This window comes from Sporosarcina sp. NCCP-2331 (assembly GCF_023707945.1).
In the GTDB taxonomy this organism is placed as follows: domain Bacteria; phylum Bacillota; class Bacilli; order Bacillales_A; family Planococcaceae; genus Sporosarcina; species Sporosarcina cascadiensis.
This window is the reverse complement of record NZ_BRCD01000002.1, coordinates 75010-93840: the sequence shown is the minus strand read 5'-3', so window position 1 is coordinate 93840 and position 18831 is coordinate 75010. Positions and strand designations below refer to the sequence as shown.

The following is an 18831-nucleotide window of genomic DNA, read 5'->3' as shown; positions in this document are numbered from 1 at the left end:
GGGATTTGAATGACGAGCGAATTTGTTATTTCTATTGCAGAACGATCTGTGTGGGTTATTCTTCTCGCTTCAGGGCCTCTCTTGCTCGTTGCGTTATTGACTGGACTCGGGGTCAGTATTTTTCAGGCGACAACGCAAATTCAGGAACAAACATTGGCTTTTGTACCGAAAATTATCGCAGTTATGGTGGCCATCGTATTTTTTGGACCTTGGATGCTGTCGTATGTCACCAATTATGCAAGTGATATTTTTTCCGGTCTTGCAAGGTATATTGGGTGATTAAATGAATGAACTCATCCCGTCAATACCCGCATTTTTACTTATACTAACGCGTGTGACATCTTTTTTTGTGACACTGCCCTTATTTTCATACCGCTCGATTCCGGCAACACAGCGTTTGGTTTTTGCTGCGATACTCGCTTGGATGATGTCTTACTCGGTTGATATCCCGGTTGTCGAAATAGATGGCCAATACATATTGCTGGTGATTAAAGAAGCGGTAGTCGGCTTGTCCATTGGCATTGCCGCCTTTATTATTATGTCGGCCATTCAAGTGGCTGGTGGCTTTATCGACTTTCAGATGGGTTTTGCGATAGCGAACGTCATTGACCCACAAACTGGTGCCCAGTCACCTTTGCTAGGTCAATTTTTCAATTCATTGGCGATGCTTCTGCTGCTCGTCTTAAATGGCCATCATATGCTGCTGGACGGTATTTTCTACAGTTATGAATTTGTGCCTGTAAATGAAATGTTTCCGCCATTCGGCAGTGAAAATGTGGCGGAATTCATGGTGTTGACGTTTGCTAAATCTTTTGCCATCGCTTTCCAAATGGCGATACCGGTTGTGGCTACGTTATTCCTCGTAGACTTGGCTCTTGGAATCACAGCACGTGCTGTGCCGCAGCTGAATATATTCGTAGTTGGCTTTCCGATCAAGATTGGAGTTAGCTTCATGGTTCTTGTGACCATGTCAGGCGTGCTGATTACTTTAATGAAGAAGCTGTTTGAAGTGATGATCATAACAATGAGAGATTTGATGGTACTGCTGGGAGGTGGCTGATTTGTTGCTGAGGCTTGATTTACAATTTTTCGCCGGCGAGAAAACAGAAAAAGCCACCCCGAAAAAGCGTGAAGATTCTCGAAAAAAAGGACAGGTATTGAAAAGTCAGGACGTTACAAGTGCGATTGTTCTGCTTTCTGTCTTTACTTTCATGTTTTTTGCAGCAGGTTTTATGAGAGATAATTTCTTTGTTTTTTTTCGGGAGTCTTTTACACATTTTATTCCTATACATATATTGGACGAAGACCAAGTGATGTTAGTTTATATGAACATCGTGAAACAGATGGCGGTCATTCTGTTGCCGATTATGATTATTGCTGTAATCGCGAGTGTTGCAGCAAACCTTTTACAGTTTGGTCTGTTGTTTACTGGTGAACCATTGAAGTTTGATTTGAAAAAGATTGATCCGATTAAAGGACTGAAGCGAATATTCTCTATACGGGCCATTGTAGAATTACTTAAATCCGTACTGAAGATTTCGTTTATCGGGACTGTGACGACACTTGTCATTTGGATGAACTTGGGACAGGTCCTGGATCTGGCTTTCAGAACACCGCATATGATCTTGCTGACCATTGCAAAATTAGTCGGAATGATGGGGATTATCGCCTCACTTGTCCTGCTCTTTATCTCTATACTGGATTTCCTTTATCAGAAATTTGACTATGAAAAGAATCTTAGAATGTCCAAGCAGGATATCAAAGATGAACATAAAAATATGGACGGGGATCCGCTTATTAAATCACGGATCAAGCAGCGTCAGCGGGAAATGGCAATGCGGCGGATGATGCAGGAAATTCCTGAGGCGGATGTAGTGATTACCAACCCGACGCATTTTGCGATTGCACTGAAGTATGATGACGAGCAGATGGATTCTCCGATCGTCGTAGCGAAGGGTGCGGACTTCATTGCACAGAAGATCAAGATGATTGCCAAGGAGAATGAAATTGTCATGGTGGAAAACCGTCCGCTTGCACGGGCAATGTTTGATCAAGTGGAAATTGGTGATCGTATTCCTGAAGAATTTTTTAAAGCAGTAGCTGAAATCCTGGCGTACGTATATCGTATCCAGCGAAAAATATAAGTGAATTGAGAAAGTAGGGGTGGCATGCAGTTTAAAGATATCGGAGTATTAGCAGCGGTAATTATGATCGTTGCGATGCTCGTCATCCCGTTACCACCCTGGCTGTTAAGTTTTCTAATCATTATTAATATTACACTTGGTTTAATGGTGCTTCTGACGGCGATGAATATGCAGGAAGCACTGCAATTCTCGATTTTCCCGTCACTCTTGCTGTTATTGACGCTGTTCCGTCTCGGTCTGAACGTATCTACTACACGTGCAATCCTTTCTGAAGGTGATGCAGGGGGCGTAGTTGATACATTCGGTACGTTTGTAACTGGTGGTAATATTGTTGTCGGTCTTGTGGTCTTTGTTATTTTGATTATTATTCAATTTATCGTTATTACGAAAGGTTCGGAACGTGTTTCGGAGGTTGCTGCGCGGTTTACGCTGGATGCGATGCCGGGTAAGCAAATGAGTATCGATGCCGATTTGAACGCCGGTATGATCTCCGATACAGAAGCGCGTACTAGACGTGAGAAAGTCAGTAATGAAGCGGACTTTTACGGTGCGATGGACGGTGCGACGAAATTCGTAAAAGGGGATGCAATTGCCGGAATCATTATTGTAATGATCAACTTACTGGTTGGTATGATCATTGGAGTCGTGCAGATGGGACTGCCATTTGCTGAAGCTGCGGTTCAATTCTCCACTTTGACAGTCGGTGACGGAATCGTTTCGCAGATTCCCGCATTATTAATCTCGACAGCTACCGGTATTGTCGTTACGCGTGCCGCTTCTGAAGGGAACCTGGGCTCAGATATTACGAATCAGCTGCTCGGACAGCCGAAGCTGCTGTATGTTGCAGCGGTAACAATCTTTTTATTAGGATTAGCTACTCCAATTAATGACATTTTGACCATTCCGATTGCTTTAGCTTTGGCAATCAGTGCATACATGATGTCACATAAGGCGGCTGAAGATCCGGAAGAATTGCTCGAGATGGAAGAGGATGTAGAAACTGAAGGGCTGAAACGGCCTGAAAATGTTGTCGACTTATTGAACGTTGACCCGATTGAGTTTGAATTCGGCTACGGGCTTATACCTCTTGTGGATGCAACACAGGGCGGAGACTTACTTGACCGCGTTGTCATGATCAGACGCCAGCTGGCAATTGAGCTCGGCCTCGTTATTCCAGTTGTGCGGATCCGTGACAATATCCAGCTGCAGCCGAATGAATACCGCATCAAAGTTAAAGGCAATGAAATGGCGCGGGGCGAGCTGCTGCTCGATCATTACTTGGCCATGAGTCCGGGCGGGGAAGATTTAATTGAAGGAATTGATACGATTGAGCCTTCATTCGGACTTCCTGCCAAATGGATTACAGAAGAAGCAAAAGAAGAAGCGGAAATAATGGGGTACACGGTTGTCGATCCGCCGAGTGTTGTTTCTACTCATTTGACCGAAATAATTCGCGCGAATGCAGCCGACTTGCTGGGCCGCCAGGAAACAAAACAGCTGGTCGATCATGTGCATGAAACCTATCCTATTTTGGTCGACGAATTAACGCCAACGCCATTATCCATCGGCGAAATTCAAAAAGTGCTGGCTAAGCTGTTAAGTGAACAAGTATCTGTCAGAAACTTGCCGATCATTTTTGAAACACTTGCGGATTATGCAAAATACACATCAGATGTGGATGTGCTGACAGAATATGTGCGCCAGTCATTGGCGCGTCAAATTACGAGCCAGTACGTAACCGGCAATGCAGCGCTGAAAGTATTGACGGTTTCCGGCAAGGTGGAAAAACTGATTGCTGACAGTATCCAGCAGACCGAACAAGGAAACTTCCTGTCGATCGACCCTTCACAGTCGCAGGCGATTCTGGAGCGCATTGCACAGGAAGTCGAGCGGGTGGCTTTGCTTGATCAGGCACCGGTCATTCTATGTTCACCTGCCATTCGAATGTACTTGCGCCAGATTACGGAGCGTTATTTCCCGCAAATTCCTATCTTGTCTTATAATGAACTCGAAGCATCCGTTGAAGTACAAAGTGTAGGGGTGGTGGATATTTAATGAAAATGAAAAAATATACAGCTCCAACCATGGTCGAGGCTATGAAAAAAGTACGGGAAGATTTTGGCGATGATGCCGTGATCCTTAGTTCTAGCGTGATCAAAACAAAAGGTTTTCTCGGACTGTTTCAGAAACGTTCTGTAGAAGTCGTGGCAGGCTTTGACCAAAAAGCTGAAAAACCAATATATGAACCGCCTGTAAGAGCTGAGCCGCCAGCCCGCTCTGAGGCTGCGGAAACACTTCAGGCAGAAATGCGGGAAATGAAGAAAATGATTAAGGGGATGCAGCAAAGTGACCGTACGCTGGAGAAATATCCCGATGAATTGATACCGCTTTTAGTGAAGCTGCAGACACAGGGGCTTGCGCACGAATACATAGCGGAGGCCGGCGACGCACTCTATGAACAAATGAAAAAAGAGAAGAAAGATTTCACAGAAACAGAACAACTTGAATTATTGAAACAATGGTTTTCCGCCAAACTTAGAGAAGTATCGTTCGGCGGAATTTCTTATACCAAAAAATATATTAATGTGCTCGGTCCGACCGGCGTCGGGAAAACGACAACGATTGCGAAGATTGCTGCGCGTGCACTGCTGGAAGAAAAAAAGAAAATCGGCTTTATCACTACCGATACGTATCGGATTGCCGCGATTGAACAATTGCGGACATACGCCAATTTGCTGCAGGCTCCCGTGGAAATTGCTTATAACGCAACTGATTTTGCCGCTGCGATTGAAAAGCTTCAGGACCGCGACTTAATTTTTATTGACACGGCCGGCCGCAATTATAAAGAAACAAAATTTGTTGAGGATTTACAGAGACTTGTAGATTTTTCATTGGATATGGAAACGTTTCTGGTCTTGTCGACTACGTCTAAAGAGCAGGATATGGATATTATCATAGAACGTTTTGAAAAGTTTCCGATTGAGAAATTTATTTTCACAAAGACAGATGAAACCAGTTCAGTTGGCTCGATGATCAACTTAATGCTGAAGTATTCTATAGGCATGGCTTATTTTACAGACGGCCAGGAAGTTCCTGAAGATATAACAGAAGCGAATTTTGAAAAACTGTTCACTCTTTTGCTGGCAGGTGATCAGCATGCATGATCAGGCAGAAGCACTGCGTTTGAAAATGTTGAAAGCACAAGTGAAAACGGCCAGATCTGTTGCGGTTATCAGTGGAAAAGGCGGAGTTGGAAAATCTAACTTTACAGCAAATTTTTCATATTCACTAGCCGCTAAAGGCAAAAAAGTATTAATTGTAGATATGGACATCGGCATGGGCAATATTCATATTCTATTCGGCGCTGCTCCTAATTATAGTTTGAAAGATTATTTAAACGGTTCAAGAGACCTCTATGACGTCATTACACCTTTAGAAGACAGATTGTCGTTTATCGCGGGCGGCTCCGGACTGGAGACAGTAATGGAATGGTCTGAATTGATGTTCGACCGTCTGATAGAAGGATTTACGACTCTGCAGTCCGATTACGATGTTATTTTATTCGATATGGGTGCAGGTGCAACACAAAACTCCTTGGACTTAATTATGGCAGTCGATGAAATTATTCTGATCGCCACTCCGGAACCGACTTCCATTACCGATGCGTATTCGATGATGAAATTCATTTGCATGCAGGATGCAGAGCGGACTTTTCATATTGTTGGAAACCGGGTACTGAAAGAAGAAGAAGGCCGGGACTCCATTGCCAGATTGCAGCTCGCAATGCGTAAATTTTTATCGGCGGAAACGAATCTATTGGGTTTTTTGCCGGATGATTTGAATGTGCGAAACGCAGTCGTCGCACAAACACCTTTTGTAAAGCTGTATCCAAATGCGCACATCACGAGACGAATGACCGCAATTACGGATTCATTTTTAATTGGCCATCAGCCGGGCACCTCTATTGAGACGTCAGGTTTCCTTGGCAAATTAAAGAGCATTTTTCGGAAAGGGCGTGCCTGAAATGATAGTCGGTAAGAAAAAACGAGTACTTGTCGTGGATGATTCAGCCTTTATGCGGAAATTGATTTCAGATATGCTGAATAAACATCCGATGATGGAAGTAGTTGGTATTGCCAGAAACGGACAGGATGCAGTCCAGAAAGTACGCGACTTTTCTCCTGATGTCGTGACAATGGACATTGAGATGCCGGTGATGGACGGGCTGCAGGCACTGAAGGAAATGATGGATCATCATCCGGTTCCTGTCGTCATTTTATCGAGTACGACAAAACATAATACAGAAAATGCAGTTCTTGCTATGGAGTACGGTGCCGTGGATGTAATTGCCAAGCCGGGCGGAGCGATTTCTTTGAATTTGCATGAAATCGAAAAAGAGATTGTTGAAAAAGTTTTTGCTGCCTCGAATGTCGGAATTCACTCACTGACGAGGAAGATTACGCCTGTTAGAACTCGCTATACTATGCCTGTTGAAAAGAAAGGTACAGCGGAAAAAAGTAATTCCATCACAGGAACGCCTGCTAATTTAGCAAGTTTTTCTAGAAATAAAGCCCAAAGTTCTAAAACATTTGTTATAATAGGTACATCGACAGGGGGACCGCGGGCCTTACAGGAAGTAATTACCCGCCTGCCAGCAGATTTCCCTTCTCCCATTTTAATCGTTCAGCACATGCCGCCGGGATTTACGAAGTCACTGGCAGAACGTTTAAACGGGCTTAGTGAGATTACTGTTAAAGAGGCTGAGCACGGGGAGTTACTTTACAACGGCACGGCTTATGTTGCTCCAGGCGGCCTGCATTTAACATTCGAAAAAACAGCAGCGGGATATCAGGCGGTCCTGGATGCAAAGGAAGCACCGCGCTCCGGACATCGACCGGCTGTAAACGTCCTACTGGAATCAGCCGCGAAACATCCTGAATTGAATTATCTCACCGTTATTATGACGGGGATGGGCTATGACGGAAAAGAAGGAATGGAGTTACTGCGTGCAACATGCAAAACCATAACAATTGCGGAATCCAAAAATACTTCAGTTGTCTATGGCATGCCGAAAGCCATCATAGATGCGGGCTTGAGCGATGAAGTCAGAGATGTTCAGCAAATCGCTGATGCAATATTGGGAAATTTGAAGTGATTAGGGGGCTTTACAGTGGATACAAGTCAATATTTGGATATGTTCATCGAGGAAAGTAAAGAACATTTGCAGGCGTGTAATGAACAATTGCTTGCATTGGAAAATAATCCTGATGATCTGGCAATCGTCAATGAAATTTTCAGAGCAGCCCATACATTAAAGGGTATGTCCGCTACTATGGGATATGAAGATATTGCGGATTTAACACATAAGATGGAAAACGTCCTCGACGCAATCCGTAACTCAAAAATCAGCGTCACCACAGAAATTTTGGATGTAGTATTTGAAGCGTCCGACGATCTGGAATTAATGGTACTGGATATCGAAGCAGGCGGAGACGGCAAGAAGGACGTCAGCCATCTGGTCGACACACTGAATCGGATTGAAGCGGGAGAGCCGCTGGATTTAACAGAAACAGCTGCCGCGACAGAAGAAGCGCCGACAGAAGTCTTGACTTCATCGGGCATACATTATGATGAATTTGAGTTGACTGTTATTTCCCAGTCATCTGACCAGGGCTTCAATGCCTATGAAATCACTGTAGAACTGCGCGAAGACTGTTTATTGAAAGTGGCGCGCGTATTCATGACATTTGAAATCCTGGAAAAATCAGGGGAAGTTATCAAAACGGTACCGACAGTAGAAAAGCTGGAAAATGAAGACTTCGATCAGAAGTTTACCATTGTTTTGCTGACACATGAAGATGCTGATGAACTGAGAGCAAAAGTTATGAAGGTTTCCGAAATTGAAGATGTGAAAATCACTCATATTACAGATGAATACGTGCAAAAATATAAGCAGACAGAGTTTGAGAGTCTGGAAGAACAACCGCAGGAAATAGAAAAGAAAACACAAAATCCCACAGTAAAAGCAGCACAGGAAAAGGCAGAGCCTAAGGACACGGCACCAAGCAAAAAATCAGGCCAGTCATCTTCCAATAAGACGATCCGCGTAAACATCGACCGTCTCGACATCTTAATGAACTTGTTTGAAGAACTGGTTATTGACCGCGGACGTCTGCAATCGATCGCGAGCGAGCTCCATAATCCGGAACTCAATGAATCAGTGGAACGTATGACGCGGGTGTCGGGTGACCTTCAAAATATTATCCTGAATATGCGGATGGTTCCAGTTGAGACTGTCTTTAACCGTTTTCCTAAAATGGTTCGGACGCTGGCGCGTGATCTGAATAAAAAGGTTAATTTGGAAATTATCGGTGCTGAAACGGAATTGGACCGGACAGTTATTGATGAAATAGGCGATCCGCTTGTCCACTTGATCCGAAATGCTCTCGATCACGGAGTCGAAAGTCCGGAAGAGCGAATTGCGGCCGGTAAGCCTGAAGAAGGCACTGTGACTTTGCGTGCGTATCACTCTGGAAATCATGTCTTTATTGAACTGGAAGATGATGGAGCCGGTGTGAACCGTGAGCGTGTATTGAATAAAGCAATTGAGCGCGGCATTGTCAGCGAAGAAATTGCGCCGACTTTATCCGATAAGCAAGTGGCAGAGCTCATACTGGCGTCCGGTTTCTCGACTGCCGCTGCCATAACAGATGTATCGGGACGCGGAGTCGGTCTTGATGTTGTGAAAAATACAATCGAGTCCCTCGGCGGCCATATCTCTATTGATTCAAAAGAAGGAAAAGGCTCGTTATTCCAAGTTCAGCTGCCGCTGACTCTATCCATCATTTCCGTTATGCTGGTAGAATTGGATCAGGAAATCTATGCGATTCCTTTATCCTCTATTATCGAAACGGCTATTATTCAAAAATCCGATATTCTGAATGCGCATAACCAGCCTGTAATCGATTTCCGGGGTACTATCGTGCCGTTAGTGGATCTTAAAGAAATCTTTGAAATGCGTGATAGAAATGCAGATGAAGAAGATTTCCAATCAATCGTTATTGTACGAAAAGGTGAAAGTTTAGCAGGATTAGTAGTAGATTCATTCATCGGCCAGCAGGAAATTGTTTTGAAATCACTTGGTAACTATTTGCAGAGTGTCTTTGCCATATCAGGAGCAACGATTCTTGGTAATGGCCAAGTGGCATTAATTGTCGACTGCAACGCACTGATTAAATAATCGAGGTGACAAAAGGTATGACAAAAGCTGTAGAAGTTAGCGATATGAAAGTAATTGTCTTTCAATTGATGAATAAAGAATATGCAATCGGACTGGATGTCGTAGAATCTATCGAGAAATCGCTGTCTATTACACGTGTGCCGAGAATGCCTTCCTATGTCAAAGGAGTTTTGAATCTGCGCGGTGTGGTAACGCCAGTCGTTGATTTGCGTGAGCGCTTTGATATGGAATATAAGGAATTTGATGAATCAAGCTGTATTATCATCGTCTCGTATGCAGATTCAGAAGTAGGCTTGATCGTTGATGACGCGAATGATGTCATGGATGTTCCGACAAGTGCGATTGGACCACAGCCGGAAGTAGTAGGATCTGTTGAGTCTGAATTCATTTCGGGTGTGGCCAAAGTAGATAAGCGTTTGCTCGTTATGCTGAATCTGGAAAAAGTGCTGCAGCCGATTAAAAAGGTGAATGCGGATGAACTCTGAAAATGAAATCACCGAAATGCATTTGGATGTTCTGAAGGAAATCGGCAATATAGGAGCTGCACACGCGGCTACTTCGCTGTCTCAATTACTGGGGCATAAAATCGATATGAGAGTACCAAATGTGGAGCTAGTATCATTTGATGAAATGTTTGAGCTGGCGGGCGGTACGGAAAAGATTGTAGCAGGCATATTCCTTCGCATTGAAGGTGATCTGACAGGCAGTATGTTTTTTGTACTGACAATCGAGTCCGCGACTGAATTCATTCGGAAACTGATGAATGACCCAACATTCACATTTACAGACGTGGAAGATTTAGGTTTAGGCGCTTCTGCATTACAGGAATTGGGTAATATCCTTTCGGGATCGTATTTATCCGCTCTTTCTGATTTCACATCGCTGAATATCTATCCGACTGTTCCTTCTTTAAGCGTGGATATGGTCGGTGCGATTGTAAGTTTTGGTTTAATAGAAGTTTCTCAATACAGCGATGAAGTCATCGTAATTGAAACGGAAATTTTGCAAGAAGGGGAACAAGGTGTTTCGAGTTTAGCAGGTCATTTCTTCTTATTACCGGACCCGCCCTCATACCGCACGATATTCAGTTCTTTAGGTGTACTCTAAATGCAAAACACTAAAACCGTCGTAAGAGTTGGGATTGCGGATATGAATATCGCCAAGACTCCTCAGACGATTCGAACATCTGGCCTCGGCTCCTGTGTCGGAGTAGTGCTGTACGATGCTTCAAAAAAAGTTGCGGGCATGGTGCATGTCATGCTGCCGGACAGCCAATTAGGAAAGTCATCTAAAATAAATGTCGCGAAATTTGCCGATACCGGTATTTATGCCATGATGGAAATGTTGAAATCACAAGGCGTTCGTCCGTTCAGCATTAAAGCAAAAATTGCCGGCGGCGCTCAAATGTTCCAATTTGGCTCTAATGATACGATTCGCATCGGCCCGAGGAATGTGGAGGCAGTCAAAGCAGAGCTTAAGCGTCTCTCCATACCAATCATCGCTGAAGACACGGGCGGCTCTAGCGGAAGAACAATTGAATTCGATCCAGAAACATGCATTCTCCATGTGCGCACAGTCAATGCAGGTACCCAGGAGATGTAACTGGAATCCAAAGCGATAAAACACAGGCGGCTATTTGATTAGTCGCCTTTCTTTATGGAGATTTGCTATACTAGTAGATAAGAAGTAAGAGCAGGCAGACGGAAGCCGACAGGAAAGGCGTGAATTCGATGGCAAAGCAAGATACAGCTGAACGGCATCAGTGGAAGTTATGGCTCGAAGACCGTGATCCTGAGGCAGGTGACACGCTAGTCCAACTTTATACACCATTAGTGAATTATCATGTACAGCGAATCAGTGCGGGGCTGCCGAAAAATGTCTCGCGAGACGAAATTAAATCATTGGGATATCAAGGGTTATTCGACGCTTTGACCAAATTCGATCCCGATCGCGACTTGAAATTTGATACGTATGCATCTTTTCGTATTCGCGGAACTATTATGGATGGCCTGAGAAAAGAGGACTGGCTTTCCCGTTCCTCCAGAGAAAAAACGAAAAGAATGGATGAAGAAATCAGCAAGCTTGAACAGTCATACTTGCGGACGGTAACACCTGAAGAAGTGGCGGATCATCTGGGGATCACTACAGATGAAGTATACCAGACAGTCCATGAACAATATTTTGCGAACGTTTTGTCGATTGATGAGAAAATGAATGACGATGATGAGCAAAGTGATCAGACATTCGTATTGCGCGATGAACAGACAAAGACACCGGAACAGCTGGCAGTCAAAGACGAGCTGATCAGTGATCTGATGACGAAGATTAAAGAACTTAATGAAAACGAGCAGCTGGTACTCAGTTTGTTTTATCAGGAAGATATGACATTGACCGAAATTGGCGAAATTTTAAGTCTATCCACTTCCAGAATATCGCAGATTCATTCGAAAGCTTTATTTAAACTGCGAACCTTGCTGGCGGGTGAAATAACGGATGGAGGGATTTTATGAGCTTGAAAAGTATTGAATTGCAAATAGCGATACCTAAAACATTTGAAGCCGGGAAAATTGCCGAGCAAAAACAGCAGCAATCTCAAATAGCGCAGCAGCATGCAAATACTTCAACAGAAAAACAAGCGCTGAAGAATCAGGAGACCGTTGTGGAATCCGATCCATATGCTAAATTAAATCCGGATGACCGGCAGCAGGATGAACAAAGCGAACAGCAGAAGAGAGAAAAACAGGAAGAAGAAGCACGACGGGTGAAGCATCCTTTTAAGGGCTCGTTTGTGGACTTTAGTGGGTGAACAAACATGGGAATCATCGTAGCGATTTTATTCATCTTGCAAATCATCAGTTTTATGATTATGACGCTGCTGTTTCTAAAAGTCTCCAAATTCAATAATCTGGAGAAGAAACAGCAACAACTAATGGATGAAATGGATCATTCCGTAATGGCATATCTGGCAGAAATTAAAGAAGAAAATGACCGCTTGATCGAACAGTTGAACAGAAAAACAGACTTTACCCTTTCTCCGGAAGTTCCGTTTCAGCAGCCGCCGGTAAAACAAAAACCCGCTGCCGAACCTGAAAGAGTACAACAGAAATCTCATCCGGTACCGGTACAATTTGCTCTTCGCTCCTATCAAAAGACGGCCGCCACGACCGAACAGCAGGAAGCAGAGCCGCTGGACGACCGGGCAAAAGCGAAATTGATGCATGCCGAAGGAAAATCAGTGGAAGAAATCGCGAAAGAACTCGGAAAAGGCCGGACAGAAATCGAATTGCTGTTAAAATTCAGCTGAAACAAAAGTCTGCGGTTGCAAATGGCTCGTATATATGTTATTTTAGTAGATGGTATTACTACACACGTGTGCGGACAAAAGAGTAGGTGCCGTTTCGGTCACTCTTTTGCAGGAAGTACGCGGAGGACAAAAACCAATAGGAGGAATTACCATGTCAGTAATCTCAATGAAGCAATTACTAGAAGCAGGTGTTCATTTCGGACACCAAACACGCCGCTGGAACCCGAAAATGAAGAAGTATATTTTTGTGGAGCGTAACGGCATTTACATCATCGATCTTCAAAAAACAGTTAAAAAATTAGAGGAAGCTTACAACTTCATGCGCCAAGTCGGTGCTGACGGCGGAAAAGTCCTTTTCGTAGGTACGAAGAAACAAGCACAGGAAGCAATCAAAGAAGAAGCAGAACGTGCTGGAATGTACTATATCAACCAACGCTGGTTGGGCGGTACATTGACTAACTTTGGTACAATTCAAAAACGTGTAGCTCGTATGAAAGCAATCGAGAAAATGGAAGAAGACGGCACATTTGACGTACTTCCGAAGAAAGAAGTTTCTCAATTGAAAAAAGAACATGAGCGTCTTGTTAAATTCTTAGGCGGTATCCGTGATATGAAAGGATTGCCGGATGTTATTTTCATCGTAGATCCTCGTAAAGAGCGTATCGCAGTTGCTGAAGCAATCAAATTGAATATTCCACTCGTTGGAATCGTAGATACTAACTGTGATCCGGACGAAATCGACTATGTCATCCCGGCGAACGACGATGCAATCCGCGCAGTACGTTTACTTACAAGTAAAATGGCAGATGCATTGATTGAATCCCGTCAAGGTGAAGACGATGAAGCGGCTGCTGAAACAGCGAACGAAACTGAAACTGTAGCTGCAGACTGAAATGAGTAAATGAGAGACGATAAGCGGCGTACCCCTTATCGTCTTTTTTTAAAGTAATCTATAACAGATGAATTATAATAGGAGGAATTTTTAAAATGGCAACAATTACAGCACAAATGGTAAAAGAACTTCGTGAAAAAACAGGCGCAGGTATGATGGACTGCAAAAAAGCACTTACTCAAGTAGACGGCGACATGGATGCGGCAATCGATTTCATGCGCGAAAAAGGTCTTTCAAGTGCTGCTAAAAAAGCTGACCGTATCGCAGCTGAAGGTGTGGCGAACATTTTAGTTCAAGGTAACGAAGCAGTTATTCTTGAAGTGAATGCTGAAACAGACTTCGTTGCAAAAAATGAAGGTTTCCAAGTACTTGTTAAGGAACTTTCTGAGTTCTTGCTTGCAAATAAACCAGCTTCTGTGGAAGAAGCAAATGAAGCAAAAATGGACAGCGGTCTGACTGTATCACAGCATATTTCAAACGCTGTAGCTAAAATCGGAGAGAAAATCACTCTTCGCCGTTTTGAAATCCGCCAAAAGACAGACCAAGATGCTTTCGGTCCTTACTTGCACATGGGCGGACGTATTGCAGTATTAACAGTACTTGAAGGTTCAACTGATTCTGAAGCAGCGAAAGATGTAGCAATGCATATTGCGGCAATGAACCCGAAATACATTTCACGCGACGAAGTATCTGCTGACGAAGTAGAGGCAGAGCGTAAAGTATTGACTGAACAAGCACTGAACGAAGGCAAGCCGGAGAACATTGTAGCGAAAATGGTAGAAGGACGTCTTGGAAAGTATTTCGAGGAAATCTGTGTACTTGACCAGGCATTCGTTAAAAACTCTGACCAAAAAGTCCGCGATTTCGTAAAATCAACTGGCGGAACTTTAGTTGAGTTCATTCGCTATGAAGTAGGCGAAGGAATCGAGAAGCGTGAAGACAACTTTGCTGACGAAGTAATGAGTCAAGTTAAAGGAAACTAAGTCTAAAACCAATCATACAGAGGGGCACATCCATTATGTGTTCCTCTTTTTTGAGAATAGGAAATTGCAGGAGGGTCTACATGAGTAATCCAAAATATAAGCGGATCGTATTGAAATTAAGCGGAGAAGCACTGGCCGGGGAGCAAGGTTTCGGATTGTCTCCAGAAGTAGTGAAGTCAGTTGCAACTCAAGTGAAAGAAGTAGTTGAACTCGGTGTAGAAGTAGCAGTAGTAGTAGGCGGAGGCAATATCTGGAGAGGTAAAGTCGGAAGCGAAATGGGCATGGACCGTACTACAGCGGATTATATGGGGATGCTTGCGACCGTCATGAATTCCCTTGCACTGCAGGATGCTATTGAAAAGCTTGGACATGAAACAAGAGTGATGAGCTCCATTGACATGAGACAAGTGGCAGAACCGTACATACGCCGAAAAGCAATCCGTCATTTGGAGAAAGATCGTGTAGTTATTTTCGCAGCAGGCACAGGAAATCCGTATTTCTCTACGGATACGACAGCTGCTTTGCGTGCAGCTGAAATTGAAGCGGATGTCATTTTAATGGCAAAAAATAACGTAGACGGTGTGTACTCTGCAGATCCAATGAAAGATGCAAGCGCAGTTAAATATTTTGAACTGTCATACTTAGAAGTAATCAGCCAGGGTCTTGAAGTAATGGACTCGACTGCATCCACATTATGTATGGACAATGATATCCCGCTCGTAGTATTCTCAATTATGGAGAATGGAAATATAAAAAGAGCCGTACTCGGTGAAGAAATCGGTACGGTGGTCAGGAGGAATAAACAATGACGAAAGAAATTATGAATTCCGCAACTGAACGGATGGACAAAGCATTGGGTGCCTACTCAAGACAGCTGGCCTCCATACGTGCAGGAAGAGCCAATGCAAGCATTCTGGACAGAATTTCTGTAATCTATTACGGAGCGCCTACCCCATTGAATCAAATGGCCGGCATTTCTGTTCCCGAACCCCGCCTGCTCGTTGTTCAGCCGTACGACAAAACAACGATCGGTGAAATCGAAAAAGCGATCCTGAAATCAGATATCGGCATCACGCCTTCCAATGATGGAAATGTGATCCGTCTGGCAGTGCCGGCCTTGACAGAGGAACGCCGTAAAGATTTGGTTAAAGAAGTAAAGCGTGAAGCAGAAGACGCGAAAGTTGCAGTTCGTAACGTTCGCCGCGACAGCAATGATGAGCTGAAGAAGAGTGAAAAAGACGGAGACATTACGGAAGATGAACTGCGCCGCTATAATGATGAAGTTCAAAAGTTAACAGATAACTTCATTGAAAAAGTAGACGAGATGGCAAAAGATAAAGAAAATGAAATTTTAGAAATCTGAGTATAGAACTTTCTATCAGGAGGAGCGTCCTACTTTTAGGACGCTTTTTTCTGTCTTTTGCATGCTATTTACTATGCAATTTGGTAGGATAGGCTATAGGAGTATCCGAAATGAGCCAAGTGGGGGAACGCTATGCTTAGAAAACTGTTGCGAAAAAAAACACCAGATATTCAGTTTTTAGATGACCGAATAGAATCTGTTAAGAAAAAACCAATCCCAAACCATGTGGCGATCATTATGGATGGGAATGGAAGATGGGCTAAACAGCGGAAAATGCCGCGTATAGCAGGTCATCATGAAGGAATGAAGAAGGTCCGGCAAATTACTAATTTCGCAAATGCGCTCGGTGTAAAAGCTCTAACACTCTATGCTTTTTCTACAGAAAATTGGAAACGTCCAAAAATCGAAATCGATTTTTTGATGAATCTTCCAGGCGAATTCCTCAATACATATTTACCAGAGTTGATGGAAAGAGATATTAAAGTAGAGATGATCGGAAATATAGAGGCACTTCCTGCACATACTAGGAGCGCCATCACAAAAGCGATTGACGCGACGAAACATAATAAAGGGCTTGTACTGAACTTTGCGATGAATTACGGCAGCCGGGTGGAGCTGGTCAACGTAATGAAGGAAATTGCGCAGGAAGTCGCAGACGGCAGGATTCAGAAAAACGATATAGATGAGAATGTCATTAATTCTAGACTCATGACAGCTCACTTGCCGGAGCCGGATCTGCTTATCCGTACTAGCGGTGAAGTCCGGCTGTCCAACTTCATGTTATGGCAGCTGGCTTATGCAGAGTTCATTTTTACGAATGTACTGTGGCCGGACTTCAATGAAGAATGTTTTTTGGCGTCAATTGAAGACTTCCAGCGTCGCGATCGCAGATTTGGAAGTTTGGAAGGGGATCAGAAAGGATGAAGCAAAGAATCATCACGGCCATCGTAGCCCTCGCATTTTTTATTCCTATGATTTGGATCGGCGGTCTGCCTTTCATCATAACGATATTTGCAATTTCTACAATAGGGTTATATGAATTACTTCGTATGCGGAAGATGTCAATATTCACAGCCGGCGGTTTTTTATCCTGGCTGCTGCTACTGGTCATCCTGCTGCCTTCTAAATGGACTGCACAAGTGGAAAGTAACTTACATTTACAGAAACTTGAAATGATTTACATTCTTATTCTATTGCTGCTTGTGTATACCGTACTTGTGAAGAACCGTTCTACTTTTGAAGACGTGGCATTCATCGCAATGAGCGCCTTATATGTCGGAGTAGGATTTTATTACTTAATCGAAACCCGGCTTTTTGGACTAGAATACATAGGCTATGCGCTGCTGATCATTTGGTCAACAGATTCAGGCGCTTATTTCGTCGGCCGTAAAATAGGCAAGCGGAAATTATGGCCTGAAATCTCTCCAAATAAAACAATCGAAGGATTTATTGGAGGAATTATCTGCGCGGTTATTTTCACGCTGATCTACAATATATTCTTTCCGATTGCAGGCTCGTATACAGCATTCATCCTCATCACCGTCGTTGCATCAATTGTCGGTCAGATGGGAGATTTAGTGGAGTCTGCATTAAAACGCTATTATGATGTGAAAGATTCGGGCACGCTGCTGCCTGGACACGGCGGAATTATGGATCGTTTTGACAGTCTGCTTTTCGTATTGCCGTTACTTCACTTTTTGCAGTTTGTAGGATAACCGAAGGGAAGTTTACGTATGAAGAAAATAAATTTACTGGGTGCTACAGGATCAATCGGCACGCAGACGCTCGATATTATAGAGTCGAATCCGGAGCTCTTTACATTAACTGCGATGTCAGCAGGAAGAAATATTAAAAAAGTCAGTGAAATCATTGCACAGTTTAAGCCGCAGCTGGTCTCTGTCATGGAGAAAGCAGATGCTGATCGCTTGCAGGCTGAATTTCCAAACGTTAAAATTGTCCACGGCGATGAAGGTCTCATCGAAGCAGCGGTTGGAATCGAAGCAGACGTCCTGCTGAATTCCGTGATCGGAAGCGTTGGACTGAAGCCGACACTGGCAGCAATTGCAGCCGGTATGACGATCGCCATTGCAAATAAAGAAACATTAGTTGCAGCCGGGGATCTGGTTGTCCAGGCTGCAAAACGACACCAAGTGCCGCTTGTGCCGGTCGACAGTGAGCACTCCGCTTTATTTCAGGCATTGAACGGTGAAAATGAAAAGCGTATTACCCAGTTGATCATTACCGCTTCAGGCGGGAGTTTCAGAGACTTAACTCGCGATCAGTTGCAGCATGTAACGGTCGAGCAGGCATTGGCGCATCCAAACTGGTCGATGGGCAATAAACTGACGATTGATTCAGCTACTATGATGAATAAAGGGTTGGAGGTCATAGAAGCGCATCACCTGTTTGCCATGCCGTATGATCAGATTGAATGTCTTCTTCATAAAGAAAGTATCATTCATTCGATGGTCGAGTTTGAAGATACGAGTGTCATGGCGCAACTCGGTTCCCCCGATATGCGGGTGCCGATTCAGTACGCACTGACGTATCCCGACCGGATTCCCATGGCGAATGCCAAACGTCTGCGTCTGGATGAAATCGGGAAACTTCATTTTGAAAAAATGGATTTTGAGCGATTCAGAGCCCTGTCCTTTGCATATGATGCAGGTAGGGAAGGAGGCACGCTGCCGACAGCAATGAACGCGGCAAATGAAGTAGCAGTTCAGTTGTTCATGGAAGGCCGTATTCCTTTCATGAAGATCGAGGATATTATCGAGCAGATGATGGATCAGCACCAGACTATAAGTCATCCTGATTTGGAAGAAATTTTGGAGACAGATCGCGTTACGCGAAAAAAAGTGTATGGTATAGTAAAGTAATGAGATGAATCTAAGGCGTTATAGCC

At 43.8% G+C, this 18831-nt stretch carries 21 protein-coding genes; all 21 read left to right on the top strand.

Annotation, left to right across the window (positions count from 1 at the left end; translation table 11 throughout):
- The first annotated feature begins 9 nt into the window (after positions 1-9).
- The gene (gene fliQ / locus NCCP2331_RS01625; RefSeq protein ID WP_153720423.1) at positions 10-279 is read left to right on the top strand and encodes a flagellar biosynthesis protein FliQ; all 270 of its coding nucleotides are present in this window, start codon (positions 10-12) and stop codon (positions 277-279) included.
- A gap of 4 nt (positions 280-283) precedes the next feature.
- Complete coding sequence (fliR, locus tag NCCP2331_RS01620) at positions 284-1060, top strand: flagellar biosynthetic protein FliR (RefSeq protein ID WP_153720422.1); 777 nt, start codon at positions 284-286, stop codon at positions 1058-1060.
- The gene (gene flhB / locus NCCP2331_RS01615) at positions 1053-2144 is read left to right on the top strand and encodes a flagellar biosynthesis protein FlhB (protein ID WP_251668070.1); all 1092 of its coding nucleotides are present in this window, start codon (positions 1053-1055) and stop codon (positions 2142-2144) included. Before fliR ends, flhB begins: the two co-directional genes overlap by 8 nt.
- Positions 2145-2168: 24 nt before the next feature.
- Positions 2169-4199 (top strand): flagellar biosynthesis protein FlhA, encoded by a 2031-nt coding sequence (gene flhA / locus NCCP2331_RS01610; protein WP_251668067.1) that lies wholly within the window; start codon positions 2169-2171, stop codon positions 4197-4199.
- Positions 4199-5308, top strand: coding sequence for a flagellar biosynthesis GTPase FlhF (gene flhF / locus NCCP2331_RS01605; RefSeq protein ID WP_251668065.1), 1110 nt, complete (start codon positions 4199-4201; stop codon positions 5306-5308). Before flhA ends, flhF begins: the two co-directional genes overlap by 1 nt.
- Positions 5301-6167 (top strand): MinD/ParA family protein, encoded by an 867-nt coding sequence (locus tag NCCP2331_RS01600; protein WP_251668063.1) that lies wholly within the window; start codon positions 5301-5303, stop codon positions 6165-6167. The genes flhF and NCCP2331_RS01600 overlap by 8 nt, the downstream gene beginning before the upstream one ends.
- Before the next feature lies 1 nt (position 6168).
- Complete coding sequence (locus NCCP2331_RS01595; RefSeq protein WP_251668061.1) at positions 6169-7299, top strand: protein-glutamate methylesterase/protein-glutamine glutaminase; 1131 nt, start codon at positions 6169-6171, stop codon at positions 7297-7299.
- A 15-nt stretch (positions 7300-7314) separates the two neighbouring features.
- Positions 7315-9384 (top strand): chemotaxis protein CheA, encoded by a 2070-nt coding sequence (locus tag NCCP2331_RS01590; protein ID WP_251668059.1) that lies wholly within the window; start codon positions 7315-7317, stop codon positions 9382-9384.
- Positions 9385-9401: 17 nt separating this feature from the next.
- On the top strand, positions 9402-9869 hold the full coding sequence (locus NCCP2331_RS01585) for a chemotaxis protein CheW (RefSeq protein WP_153720415.1): 468 nt from the start codon (positions 9402-9404) through the stop codon (positions 9867-9869).
- A complete protein-coding gene (locus tag NCCP2331_RS01580; RefSeq protein WP_251668058.1) occupies positions 9859-10491 on the top strand; it encodes a chemotaxis protein CheC in 633 nt (210 codons plus the stop codon). Before NCCP2331_RS01585 ends, NCCP2331_RS01580 begins: the two co-directional genes overlap by 11 nt.
- Positions 10492-10986: a chemotaxis protein CheD gene (locus tag NCCP2331_RS01575; protein WP_251668057.1), complete on the top strand. Its 495-nt coding sequence runs from the start codon at positions 10492-10494 to the stop codon at positions 10984-10986.
- Positions 10987-11114: 128 nt separating this feature from the next.
- Positions 11115-11894 carry a FliA/WhiG family RNA polymerase sigma factor gene (locus tag NCCP2331_RS01570; protein WP_251668055.1) on the top strand — a complete coding sequence of 260 codons (780 nt, stop codon included), beginning with the start codon at positions 11115-11117 and terminating at the stop codon, positions 11892-11894.
- Positions 11891-12190 (top strand): RNA polymerase subunit sigma, encoded by a 300-nt coding sequence (locus NCCP2331_RS01565; RefSeq protein WP_251668053.1) that lies wholly within the window; start codon positions 11891-11893, stop codon positions 12188-12190. Before NCCP2331_RS01570 ends, NCCP2331_RS01565 begins: the two co-directional genes overlap by 4 nt.
- A 6-nt stretch (positions 12191-12196) precedes the next feature.
- Positions 12197-12688 carry a helix-turn-helix domain-containing protein gene (locus tag NCCP2331_RS01560; protein ID WP_251668051.1) on the top strand — a complete coding sequence of 164 codons (492 nt, stop codon included), beginning with the start codon at positions 12197-12199 and terminating at the stop codon, positions 12686-12688.
- 151 nt (positions 12689-12839) lie between these two features.
- On the top strand, positions 12840-13580 hold the full coding sequence (gene rpsB / locus NCCP2331_RS01555; RefSeq protein ID WP_251668049.1) for a 30S ribosomal protein S2: 741 nt from the start codon (positions 12840-12842) through the stop codon (positions 13578-13580).
- 95 nt (positions 13581-13675) lie between these two features.
- Positions 13676-14563, top strand: a complete 888-nt coding sequence (tsf, locus tag NCCP2331_RS01550) for a translation elongation factor Ts (RefSeq protein ID WP_251668046.1) — start codon at positions 13676-13678, stop codon at positions 14561-14563.
- A gap of 80 nt (positions 14564-14643) precedes the next feature.
- Positions 14644-15372 (top strand): UMP kinase, encoded by a 729-nt coding sequence (gene pyrH, locus NCCP2331_RS01545; protein WP_251668043.1) that lies wholly within the window; start codon positions 14644-14646, stop codon positions 15370-15372.
- Complete coding sequence (gene frr / locus NCCP2331_RS01540; RefSeq protein ID WP_153720406.1) at positions 15369-15926, top strand: ribosome recycling factor; 558 nt, start codon at positions 15369-15371, stop codon at positions 15924-15926. The genes pyrH and frr overlap by 4 nt, the downstream gene beginning before the upstream one ends.
- 132 nt (positions 15927-16058) lie before the next feature.
- On the top strand, positions 16059-16850 hold the full coding sequence (locus tag NCCP2331_RS01535) for an undecaprenyl pyrophosphate synthase (RefSeq protein WP_153720405.1): 792 nt from the start codon (positions 16059-16061) through the stop codon (positions 16848-16850).
- On the top strand, positions 16847-17641 hold the full coding sequence (locus NCCP2331_RS01530) for a phosphatidate cytidylyltransferase (protein ID WP_251668041.1): 795 nt from the start codon (positions 16847-16849) through the stop codon (positions 17639-17641). Before NCCP2331_RS01535 ends, NCCP2331_RS01530 begins: the two co-directional genes overlap by 4 nt.
- Positions 17642-17659: 18 nt before the next feature.
- The gene (gene dxr, locus NCCP2331_RS01525; RefSeq protein WP_251668039.1) at positions 17660-18805 is read left to right on the top strand and encodes a 1-deoxy-D-xylulose-5-phosphate reductoisomerase; all 1146 of its coding nucleotides are present in this window, start codon (positions 17660-17662) and stop codon (positions 18803-18805) included.
- Positions 18806-18831 lie beyond the last annotated feature (26 nt).